The 9,983-nt window shown below is 67.4% G+C and carries 8 protein-coding genes and 2 pseudogenes; 2 read left to right on the top strand and 8 right to left on the bottom strand.

The genetic code is table 11. The features are described from left to right. Positions 1-603: 603 nt before the first annotated feature. Positions 604-708 (top strand): annotated as a pseudogene (locus ABEA82_RS38270) (IS5/IS1182 family transposase); the annotation flags it as partial. Positions 709-1,089: 381 nt separating this feature from the next. Here the strand turns inward: ABEA82_RS38270 and ABEA82_RS38265 are convergent. The 3 genes from ABEA82_RS38265 to ABEA82_RS38255 form a co-directional block, all read right to left on the bottom strand. Beyond that, a complete protein-coding gene (locus ABEA82_RS38265; protein WP_345666370.1) occupies positions 1,090-1,488 on the bottom strand; it encodes a peptidase inhibitor family I36 protein in 399 nt (132 codons plus the stop codon). Between the two features lie 115 nt (positions 1,489-1,603). After that, positions 1,604-2,281, bottom strand: coding sequence for an HNH endonuclease family protein (locus ABEA82_RS38260; protein ID WP_345666369.1), 678 nt, complete (start codon positions 2,279-2,281; stop codon positions 1,604-1,606). A 493-nt stretch (positions 2,282-2,774) separates the two neighbouring features. Beyond that, complete coding sequence (locus ABEA82_RS38255) at positions 2,775-3,281, bottom strand: GNAT family N-acetyltransferase (protein ID WP_345666368.1); 507 nt, start codon at positions 3,279-3,281, stop codon at positions 2,775-2,777. Positions 3,282-3,518: 237 nt separating this feature from the next. On the opposite strand from ABEA82_RS38255, the gene ABEA82_RS38815 reads away from it, so the two are divergent. Beyond that, positions 3,519-4,582 (top strand): IS630 family transposase gene (locus ABEA82_RS38815; RefSeq protein WP_425588597.1). Its coding sequence is split into 2 segments (ribosomal slippage): positions 3,519-4,029 and positions 4,029-4,582, totalling 1,065 coding nucleotides; the frame shifts between segments, so codons are not numbered across the junction. A gap of 294 nt (positions 4,583-4,876) precedes the next feature. On the opposite strand, the gene ABEA82_RS38240 is transcribed toward ABEA82_RS38815, so the two are convergent. The 5 genes and pseudogenes from ABEA82_RS38240 to ABEA82_RS38215 form a co-directional block, all read right to left on the bottom strand. After that, positions 4,877-5,374 carry a phytanoyl-CoA dioxygenase family protein gene (locus ABEA82_RS38240; RefSeq protein WP_345666371.1) on the bottom strand — a complete coding sequence of 166 codons (498 nt, stop codon included), beginning with the start codon at positions 5,372-5,374 and terminating at the stop codon, positions 4,877-4,879. A gap of 506 nt (positions 5,375-5,880) precedes the next feature. Further along, a pseudogene (locus ABEA82_RS38810) lies at positions 5,881-7,602 on the bottom strand (DNA polymerase III subunit alpha); the annotation flags it as partial. A gap of 142 nt (positions 7,603-7,744) precedes the next feature. Further along, positions 7,745-8,479 (bottom strand): class I SAM-dependent methyltransferase, encoded by a 735-nt coding sequence (locus ABEA82_RS38225; RefSeq protein ID WP_345666366.1) that lies wholly within the window; start codon positions 8,477-8,479, stop codon positions 7,745-7,747. 217 nt (positions 8,480-8,696) lie between these two features. Beyond that, the gene (locus tag ABEA82_RS38220) at positions 8,697-9,446 is read right to left on the bottom strand and encodes an IS5 family transposase (protein WP_345666365.1); all 750 of its coding nucleotides are present in this window, start codon (positions 9,444-9,446) and stop codon (positions 8,697-8,699) included. Positions 9,447-9,571: 125 nt separating this feature from the next. Further along, the gene (locus tag ABEA82_RS38215) at positions 9,572-9,982 is read right to left on the bottom strand and encodes a RacP protein (protein WP_345666364.1); all 411 of its coding nucleotides are present in this window, start codon (positions 9,980-9,982) and stop codon (positions 9,572-9,574) included. Position 9,983 lies beyond the last annotated feature (1 nt).

The following is a 9,983-nucleotide window of genomic DNA, read 5'->3' as shown; positions in this document are numbered from 1 at the left end:
AAGGAGGGTCCACGTGATCACGACCCGCATCACTATTCGTGTGGGATCCACGGGCCCGCTGACAACTGCCCGTGCGAGCGCGTGGTGGCGACATCGGCTCGACCCCGCACCACGTCCAAGCACCGACGCGGTGCAGCGGCCGTAGGGAAGGAACAGCAGGGGGGCCTCAGAGTGCCAGGCCAGCACCGCCACCGTCCTGCGCATCGTCACGCAGATGACCGCCGACAGTGACCGCCCCTACAGCGACACGACGCTCGCCGTGATGTCGTACACCGCCTCCGGGGTCACCGCCGACTATCACCGCCATCCCGACACCGACACCCCCGCCCCCGGCCCCTACTTCGCCGAAATACTGCAAATCATTCTCGCTACCGTCTCCGACCCCCATAACAACTCCTCCAGCGCACCTCCCGGCCCTCTGCCCGCCCGTTCGTTGATCGGCTTCATGCCCGGCACTACGCGTGAGCGGCCGCCGGGGGTTCCCGATCCCTGCCTCTTCACTCGACCGAGTAGAGGCCTGGTAAGACGCCTGCGTACCCCGCGATCGAACAGCTCACGAACCAGTACGGTCCGCCCGCACTGCTGCCGCCGCCGGTCGAGATCAAACGCCTGCGGATCCGCCACGAGATACGAGCCGACCTCCACCTCGGACTGCTCCAACTCGCTTGCAGCATCATCTGCTTGAGACGACTCCGAACGTCATTCTGAAATGAGCAGTAAGGCCGTGCCGGGCGGCGCGAGTGGCGTTCAGAGCGACGCAGCGCCAAAGGGGTGGGCCTGGCCTTGAGATTGATCAGGCCTGGTCGGCTTCGCGAGATGTCGGCTGGCCGCTTCCGCTGGCGGGTGATTCGCCTGGTCATCAGCTTGATTGCTCGGAGTGCTGAACAGCGACCCCTGGGCCTCCGCAGCCCGGGCAGCGGATCCCGGCAGGATCGGCAGCCGCGGCCCGGAGGTCGCTGTCGACGGCATCGACGGGTTCGGCCCCATCCCTCAGCCGAACGCCGGCCACCGGTCCCGTTCTCACAAATGAACAGGTGCGAAAGCGGGGCCAGGGGGATCGGCCCCACCCTTTCCTCGTGCTGTCGGTGGTCAGCCGCAGTCGTTGCGGTTGATTTTCAGGGAGCGGGTCTGGTCGTTGAGGTTGTAGCCGCGCAGGTCGTGGATGGAACCGCCGCTGCGGGTGACGCACACATGTCGGCCGCTGTGGTTGCGCTTCTCATACACGCGGGCGGTGCGGTCGGAGTTGTTGCGAATCGAGCTACCGCGGTCACGGATCGCGGACGGCAGGTCCTTCACGCTGCCGTCCACAGCCCGCCGTACCCACGGCTGACCACCGAAGTTGATCTCTGGGTAGATACACACGTAGCCGGACGGGCAGTCGATCGCGGCCTTCACCACGCCAGGTGCACTGGAAGCGGAGGCAGGGACGGCCACCGGACAGAAGACCAGGGCGGTGACCGCCGCGGCACGCATCAGGTTTTTGATCACCCACTACAAGTACTGCCCGCCGGGCCCGGTACGGCTTGGTGTGCCGCGGGTTCACTCCACCGGGGGACCGCTGCGCCAGCGTCCCACCGGCACGAAAACCCACGGCGAGCCGGCATCAGGGGACGGGATTGACGGTGACGTCGGTGTCGGGGCACTCGTCGGCGATGCGGCGCATGGCTGCCTGTTCGGCGGGGTCGACGGTCAACTCCCAGGCGAGTTTGATCGCCACCTGGTCGGACAGGTAGTGGCACCGCTGGGAGGGGTTGTGGGGCACGATCCAGGTGGTGACGTCCTGGTCGGACTTCTGCCGGTTGGAACGCTGGCTGACCGCGACCAGATGCCGGTCATCACCCAGGTAGTTGGCGTACTCGACGCGGCGCTGACGGGTCCACTGCGAGGCGCCGGAGTCCCAGGCTTCAGCGAGCGGCACCATGTGGTCGATGTCGGTCTTGGTGACGTACTGGTCGTCGTACCAGGAGTACCAAAGCCCCCCGGTCAGGGTGCACCGTCCGCTCACCCCCGGCGGCTCGACGGCCTCGGCCAGCAGGACCTCGGCACGGGTGTTGCAGCCGTCGCGGTCGGCATCGATCCAGTCGCCGAAGGCCTGCTTGCGGTCGTAGCCGGTGCGGTCTTCCGCGGCGACGGAGATCGTGTTCACCGCGTTGGTGAGCGGCAGCGTGTAGGAGGGCGCCGCGGGAGCGACGGCCTGGGCGGCGTGTGCGGGCGGTGCGGTGGTGAGGGACAGGACGGCGAGGAGTGCGACGGGCAGGCCGCGCAGCAGAGCGGTACGCATGTACCTGTAGGTAGCGGCCCACCTGGGGCGCACGTGCCGGGCACGGCGGTTGCGCCCCTCGTGTGAGTGCAATGGTCGTACCGGAGAAACGACACAGCGATGACCGATGCCGAAGCCGCCGACTGGCTTACTGCCACGGCGGTCCCCGCCGGCCCCGCCCGGCCTGACACCACGGCTGAGCCGCGGTCGAAGGGCCGACCTACGGCTCGGGTCCCTGCGAGGCCCGAGGCCGCTGGTCACCGGCCGGTCAACCGGAGAAGGGCGCGGTACATGGCCTGCACGGGGAACAGGCCCTGGACCGCCACGCGTTGCCAGTATCACAAGCCCGTCGAGCACAACTCCGCTGCGACACGTACCAGGGCCAACGATCAAAAGCTCGGGCGGCTCCGTGGGCAGCGGCACGGCGAACAGCCTCGTGGCTCTGTTCACGTGTAGCGACAGTACGCGGTCATGAGTTTCGACGGCAGTTGGTGATCTGCCCAGCCGGGAATGTTCACGAGAGATGACGGCGCTGCGGGGCGCGAAGTCTCTTGGCCATCACCTGCTCCCTGGTCACGCCGTCGGGCAGCAGGTCCCCAAGTTCTCCGGTGGCGATGAACCCGTTGCGTTGGTAGAGGGCGGTGGCGGACTCGTTTCCTGGGATCACCGCGAGCTTCAGTGTTGTGGAGCCCGATCGCAGGGCCCACGTCGTGACTGCTTCGATCAGCTGGTCTCCGACGCCGTTGCCTCGTGCCTCGGGGCTGACCCACAGCGACCTGAGCTCGCTAGTTTCGCCGTCCCCGGGGATGCCCCTGACCATGCCGACAGGCAGGCTTCCCTGCAGCGCGACGACGTTGTAGGAACCGGAGATACCCAGGCGAGCACGCCACTGCTCCTGGCCACCCCGGTGCCAGTCGGCGAGCCTGGCTTTGAATGCGTGCGGCGCATCGGTCAGCGCGGCAACGCGGATCTCCTGCCACAACGGCCAGTCATCTGACGTGATGATGTGCAAACTCACCATGCAATGGAGTTTGCCCCACGGCCGGTAAACGGGTAGGTAGCACTGGCCGTCAGGAGCACGTGCGCAGTTCAGCCAGCTTTCGAGGGTCCCTCGGCCGACGGCACCTGCCGTGCTGCCCCAGGTCTGTGGTGGTGAGCCGCTCGCCCGACGGCCGTTGCTCGCGGACCTTCTACTGAGCTTCAAAGCGTGGTGTCGGCAGGGGCTGGCGGCCGGTGATCCCTGCGGTATGCCGACTGCATGAGGTATGCGCAAGGGGGCGGGCTGACCGACGCGCGGCGGGCCTTCCGTGAGAAGTTGAGGATGGAGGCGGCCGAGCGGTTCGCCCAGGGCGACGAGAACCCGGTCATCGCGCACGACCTGCGGGTCAGCGTCCGGTCGGTACAGCGCTGGCGCAAGGCCTGGTCCAAGGACGGGCCGAGAGCCCTGGCCTCCAGAGGTCCGGCGTCGTTGCCGCTGCTCAGTGACGAGATGTTCGCTGTGCTGGAGCAGGAGCTGGCCAAGGGGCCGGTGGCGCACGGCTGGCCGGACCAGACCTGGACCCTGTCACGGGTCAAAACCCTCATCGGGCGCCGGTTCCACAAGACGTACACCCTGCAGGGTGTTGCCGCGCTGCTCAAGCGGCATGGCTGGAGCTGCCAGGTGCCGGCCCGCCGGGCGGTGGAGCGCGACGACGCGGCGGTGGCCGGCTGGGTGAAGGAGACCTGGCCAAGCGTGGAAGGTCCGTGGCGGCGCTCGGGGCCTGGCTCGTCTTCGAGGACGAGGCCGGATTCTCGATGACGCCGCCCACCACCCGCACCTGGTCCCGCCGCGGCCGTACTCCCGTCGTGCGTGTGCGAGGCCGCTCCCGCCGCCGCTTATCCGTCGCGGCCCTGGCCTGCTACAAACCCGGCGAACGCCCGCGGCTGATCTACCGGCCCTGCCCGGACGCCCGGCCCGACGGACGCAAGAGCTTCTCGTGGAAGGACTACCGCGACCTGATCCAGACCGCGCACCAGCAGCTCGGCGGTCCGATCGTGCTGGTATGGGACAACTTGAACACTCACCTGACGGCCGGGATGCGCCGCTACATCGCCGAGCGGGACTGGCTCACCGTCTACCAACTCCCGCCTTACGCACCGGACCTCAACCCGGTCGAGGGCATCTGGTCGGTGCTGCGGCGCACCACCACGGCCAACCGCGCCTTCGCCGACCCCCATGACCTGATCACCGCCGTCCGGCGGGGCCTACGCCAGCTCCAGTACCGCCACGACGTCCTCGACGGCTGCCTCACCGGAACCGGACTCGTGCTCTCCCCACCATGACGACATCACGCTTTGAAAGTCAGTAAGCGCTCATCATCACTGACCCGGCGGCCGTCACGCGGATGCGGCGTCGGGCCGACACCAGTCTGCTGCCGAACACGGGCCGCATGTCGTAGCAGCGTCGGGGAGGCGTCTCCTACGTGTCGAGCAGCAGGTTCCCGCACCTCTCGGTGCCGGCCGGGGGGGGTGCCCGGTCCGGTCGCCGAAGTCATCAAGCGCGTCCGTAGGGCATGCGGAGTTGAGGGTGCGGCACTCGGGGCGTCGGCCGGGACCGGAGCCAGAGGCGGCCGTGGATCACTCCATGGAATGCCACCAGCTGCGCAGCGGTGCGGCGCCTGCGCCTTTGGCGAGGGAACCGTCTGGGTTGCGGTCGGGCATGCCGACGAGCTGCCGCTCGATCGGGCTGAGCGCGGGATCGGCCAGCAGGTCGGTGGCAGGGGCGTCGACCGGCTGAAGCCACCGGTAGCCGTACTGGAGCATCAAGGCGATGCGGGGAAGGCCCGAGAGGTTGATGCCGCTGGCGTGCCAGGTGCGGTTCTCGAACAGCACGGCGTCGCCGTCCTTGAGTTCCGGTGTGAGCGCTCCGATGGGATCGGCCGCGCCGGCGAGGATGCGGGGTTCCTCGGTGAGGAGGTGGCTGCCCGGCAGGAACATGGTGAGCCCGCAGTCGCCGGTGACGGGGGTGAGGTAGTGGGCGACCTTGATGGCCATGCGCGGCGTGTGGGCGAAGCCGAGGTCGGCGGTCACGCCGTACATGTCGCGGTGCCATCCGGGGCGTTCGGGCGTGCGGATGGTGCGCGGGGGACCGGAGGGCAGAGCGATCAGGTGGGCGGAGAGCAGATGCAGGTTGGGGCTCAGCAGGCCGACGACGGTCGGCAGGGTGCGGGGGTTGGCCAGCAGGGGCAGGAAGGCGTGACGCCACCAGGAAGGCAGCTCTAGGCAGGTGTGTCTCGGCGTTGGGAATCTCAGCCCACGCGGCCGGCGCCGGGACAGCCTAGCTCAGCTCCACACACCAGGCATCGTCCGGCAACGCGTAGTGGAACTGGAGCGCGTAGTGATGGCCTGCGTGAACAAGCAGCTCGGGCATGTCCTCAGGCTGCCACAGCTGCCGTGTCGGAGTCTCGCGAGTATCCCGCCCAGCACCCGGTTCATGACCCAGCCAGCTTTTGCGGGACAGCCCTTAGAAGAAATATTGAGCTTTCCCCAAGCAGCCAGGGAGGGGACGTCCTGGCCCGGCTCCCTCGGCCAGGTACCGGATCACCTCGACGCGCCTGCCCGCGCCGAAGACGTTGTCGAGGGAGGGCGTAGTTCTTCGCCAGTTCGTCGGGCTTCTTCTTGCCCATGACGCGGCGGAGGATGTCGGCCTCGCCGAGCGAGTAGCCGGCGATGATCTGGGCGGCCTTCTGCACCTGCTCCTGGTACTCGATCAGGCCGTAGGTGACGTCCAGGACCTCCTTGAGGGGCTCCTCCAGCTCGGGGTGGATCGGGGGTGATCTCCTGGAGCTTGTTCTTGCGCAGCGCGTAGTTGGTGTGCGAGTCCATGCCCATCGGGCCGGGACGGTAGAGCGCGGAGACGGCGGAGATGTCTTCGAAGTTGTCGGACTTCATCAGCCGCAGCAGCGAGCGCATGGGGCCGCCGTCGAACTGGAAGACGCCGAGGGTGTCGCCGCGCTGGAGCAGTTCGAAGGTCTTGGGGTCGTCCAGCGGGAGGCTCAGCAGCTCCAGGTCGACGCCCTTGACCTGGGTAAACACTACTCGAAGGCGGCCGGGCTGTGTGTTTCCGTCGGCTACCGGGACGGTCGTGAGCAGCGGCTTCCCGAACATGCCCTCGTTGATGAAGAGCATGTTGGAGCGCGGCCTGACCAGTGCTTCGGGCTGACGACGAGCCGCCGCCCGCTCAGCCGCCGAACTTGCCGTTTGACGTGCAGGTTGGTCATCCGCGGCTCGGTTGCTGGTTCCGCCGGGAACCCCTTCGTCGAATCGCCGGGACCTCGGAACCGCTGCATACGCTGCGCGTGATGTCCTCGCTTGGACCCCGAAGGTCGTCGACCATCTCGGCGAAAGCGTTGCCGAGGGAGAGCATGACGTGGCTCCACCATGCGACGCTCTAGGAGCTCCTCAGACGGCGCCTCGTGCGGGGCGGAGGTTCCCGCTCTCGCTCCGCTGGCCAGCGAACCGCGGGGGAGCTCTCCCCGGTTGCTGAACTCGGTGACCACGCCCGACAGCTTCCGGGACTTGGTGGCCGCTGTCCTTGAAGGCCTGTTTCGGGAACTCGGCGTCCGTGCGGACGTTGGGCGTGATGTCCTCGATCCCGACGGGGACGCCGTCCTCGGTTTCGAAGTTGATGTCGACGTCGGGCATGGAGACGCGCTCGGGGTTGAGGAAGCGCTCGAAGATCAGGCCGTGCGGGATCGGGTCGAGGTCGGTGGTGCCCATGGCGTACGCGACGATGGAACCGGCCGCCTAGCCTCGGCCGGGGCCCACGGCGATGCCGTTGTTCTTGGCCCACATGATGAAGTCGGCGACGACGAGGAAGTACCCGGGGAACCCCATCTGGATGATGACGTCCATCTCGTACTCGACCTGCTTCTGCCGGTCCTCGGGGATGCCGCCGGGGAAGCGGCGCTCCATGCCGCGGCGGACCTCCTCCTTGAACCAGTGACCTCGGTGTAGCCCTCCGGGATGTCGAACTTCGGCATGAGGTTCTTGGCCTCGAACATGCCGGTGGTGTCGATCTGCTCGGCGACCAGGAGGGTGTTGGCGCAGCCTTCCTGCCAGGCGTCCGAGGAGTCGATGGCGTACATCTCGTCCGTGGACTTCAGGTAGTAGCCGGTGCCGTCGAACCGGAAGCGGTCGGGGTCGGAGAGGTTCTTGCCGGTCTGGATGCACAGCAGGGCGTCGTGGGCGGACGCTTCGTGCGCGTACGTGTAGTGCGAGTCGTTGGTGACCAGCGGGGGGATGCCGAGCTTCTTGCTGATCTCCAGCAGACCGTCGCGGACCCGGTGCTCGATCTCGATGCCTAAGAAGCTGTGTCACAACCTCTTTCCGCAGGTCACCAGGGTTGACATGGGGGTGATGCCGGGGGTCCCGTTCGGTTTGGCGTCGATGGACGGTGAAGCAAACGGCGGCTGTTGACGGCTTCCTCGGACAGCTCGTGCTTGGCTAGGCATCGCGTCGGAACAGGGCCGTCCAGAGGAAGGGTTCGCCGAAGTAGACGGACTCGGTCGGTTCGTCGCGCATGAGCCGAAGTTCGACCTCTGTGAGGTTGGAGAAGATCCGGCGCAGGGAGTGCGGGGTGTAGGCGAGTCCGCCATGGAGGCGGGCGTCACGGTAGAAGGCCGCGTCGGGGAGGTCGGATCCTCCGCTTTCTCCGTCGGTGAAGCAGGTGAGTGCGAAGTAGCCGCCGGGTGCCAGGAGTTGGTCGAGCAGGGCGAGGTAGCTGATGCGGCGGTGGGGCGGCAGGTGGTGGAAGCAGCCCGAGTCGTAGATCAGGTCATAGCGTCCGCTCAGCTCGGTGCCGGCGAGGGCGAAGGCGTCTCCCCTGTGGAACCGGATGTTGGCTCCGGTCTCACGGGCGCGTTCCTCGGCCCAGCCGACGGCTGTCGGGGAGAGGTCGACGGCGTCCACCTGGAAGCCGAGGGAGTCCAGATAAAGGGCGTTGCGTCCGGGGCCGCAGCCCAGGTCCAGTGCCCGGCCCGGGGTGATGAGCCGGCGGTCGAGGTATGAGGCGAGATTCTCGTCCGGCTTGGCCTCGAAGAACGGCACAGGTCTGGAGCGGTCGGCATAGAAGGCGTCCCACCAGGCGCCTGCGTCGCTCGTCCAGCGGTCGGCGTCGGGCGTGAACAGGTCGTCCAGGAGATTCAGCACGTCCTCGACGGTGCGGATGTTCCGGTCCATACGGCCCCCTTTCACGATGGGGAGACAGTACGGCCAGAGGGCACAAAATCCCAGCTCAGCCCGTATGGCGCGACGCCGTGCAAGGCCGGTAGCGAGGTTCGGAGCGGGGGCCGCGAGCTGCGCTCAAAGCTCGGCAGGCGCGGCCGCCCCTTCCCCTGCTGAAGGGCGTCACGGCGGCTTCCAGGGCGGCGCTCAAGCCAGTTTCTGAAGTTGCTCTTCAGACATCTGCCGCGAGGGTGGATGTGATGACCTTCTCTGGGCGGTGGTGGTGTCGGGACAGCCGGCGGGTCATGAGAGTGATGAAGGCCCACTGGATGTGGGCTTCGGCGTGGGACATGAGCCGTTCGTAATCCCTTGCGTTGCGCCGGGCCCGCATCGTCCACGAGTTGCTCCGTTCCACCACCCACCTCTTGGGCAGCAGAACGAAGCCCTTGGCGTCTTTTGGGCGGGGAACGACCTTGATCGTGATACCCAGGGTGTCCTGGGCCCAGGTGCTGAACTCCTCTCCGCCGTAGCCGTTGTCCGCCCACACCAGGACGATTTCTGGGTGTTCGGCGTGAAGGCGGGTCAGCAGGATGCGGGCCACGTCGCGGTCCTGGACGTCGGCGGGGGTGACGAGCAGGTCGACGAGCAGGCCGTCCTGGTCGACGAGAAGATGCCGTTTTCGCCCATTTATATGTTTGTTCGCGTCGTATCCGCGCGTCGCGTTCGACACTGTCTCCGCACCTTTCACGGACTGGGAGTCCACGATCACCCGGACCGGCCAGGGACAGCGGCGACGGCGTAGCCGCAGCCGTCGGCGGAGTTGGTCAAGGATCCGCCCCAGCGCACCGGCCTTCGCCCAGCGGGCGAAGTACCCGAACACGGTGCGCCAGGGGATGCCGAAGTCGGCGGGCAGCGCCCTCCACTTCGCCCCGTTGTCGGTGATGATGCGGGAACGGGGAGAAGGGGCTCCAGCAGGAACCATTCCACGTCACTGGTGTCGGAGGGGTAGCGGTAGTGCGGCAGCAACATGAGACCAGGGCCGCGATCTGGGGTTCAGGCGCCAACTGCGCTGTGATCGCGGCCCGTTGCCTGCCTTCCTGCTCTGCTTCATTCCAAGTTGGCCAGCAGCTGAAGGGTGGACTCGATCGCACCCATCTGGGCCATGACGGTGCGGATATAGGGGTCGTTGGGGGTCTTCTTCTGGTGCGGGAGGAGGATCCCGGCGACGAAGTTGGCGACTCGGTGGTGCACGGTGTCGAAGAAGGCTCGCTCGTAGCCGATCCACACCTCCGGGGCGTCATCCAGCAGCCGGTATCCCCACTTTCTGTCCCAGGTCACGGGCGGAAGGCCGCGCGCGGCTGCGACCTGGCGCAGGTGCGCGAGTCCGGTGTGGATCTGCGCGCGGGTGCGTTCGGTGGCGGCCATGAGCTGGATGACGGTCAGTCCGGCGGGGCGGGCCTCCTGCAGGGCACTGAGGATCGCTTCGGCGTGGACGTGAGCGGGGACACCCCGCCCCATC

The sequence above is a fragment of the Streptomyces venetus genome (assembly GCF_039540295.1).
GTDB lineage: Bacteria > Actinomycetota > Actinomycetes > Streptomycetales > Streptomycetaceae > Streptomyces > Streptomyces venetus.
Note: the sequence above shows the minus strand (reverse complement) of the source record. Positions and strands in the feature narration are given on the sequence as shown.

Bases quoted from the DNA above. Each gene is read 5' to 3' on its own strand.
- ABEA82_RS38220 (WP_345666365.1), bottom strand. From the start codon at position 9,446: ATGGTTCCTGCTGGAGCCCCTTCTCCCCGTTCCCGCATCATCACCGAC.
- ABEA82_RS38215 (WP_345666364.1), bottom strand. From the start codon at position 9,982: ATGGGGCGGGGTGTCCCCGCTCACGTCCACGCCGAAGCGATCCTCAGT.
- ABEA82_RS38225 (WP_345666366.1), bottom strand. From the start codon at position 8,479: ATGGACCGGAACATCCGCACCGTCGAGGACGTGCTGAATCTCCTGGAC.
- ABEA82_RS38255 (WP_345666368.1), bottom strand. From the start codon at position 3,281: ATGGTGAGTTTGCACATCATCACGTCAGATGACTGGCCGTTGTGGCAG.
- ABEA82_RS38260 (WP_345666369.1), bottom strand. From the start codon at position 2,281: ATGCGTACCGCTCTGCTGCGCGGCCTGCCCGTCGCACTCCTCGCCGTC.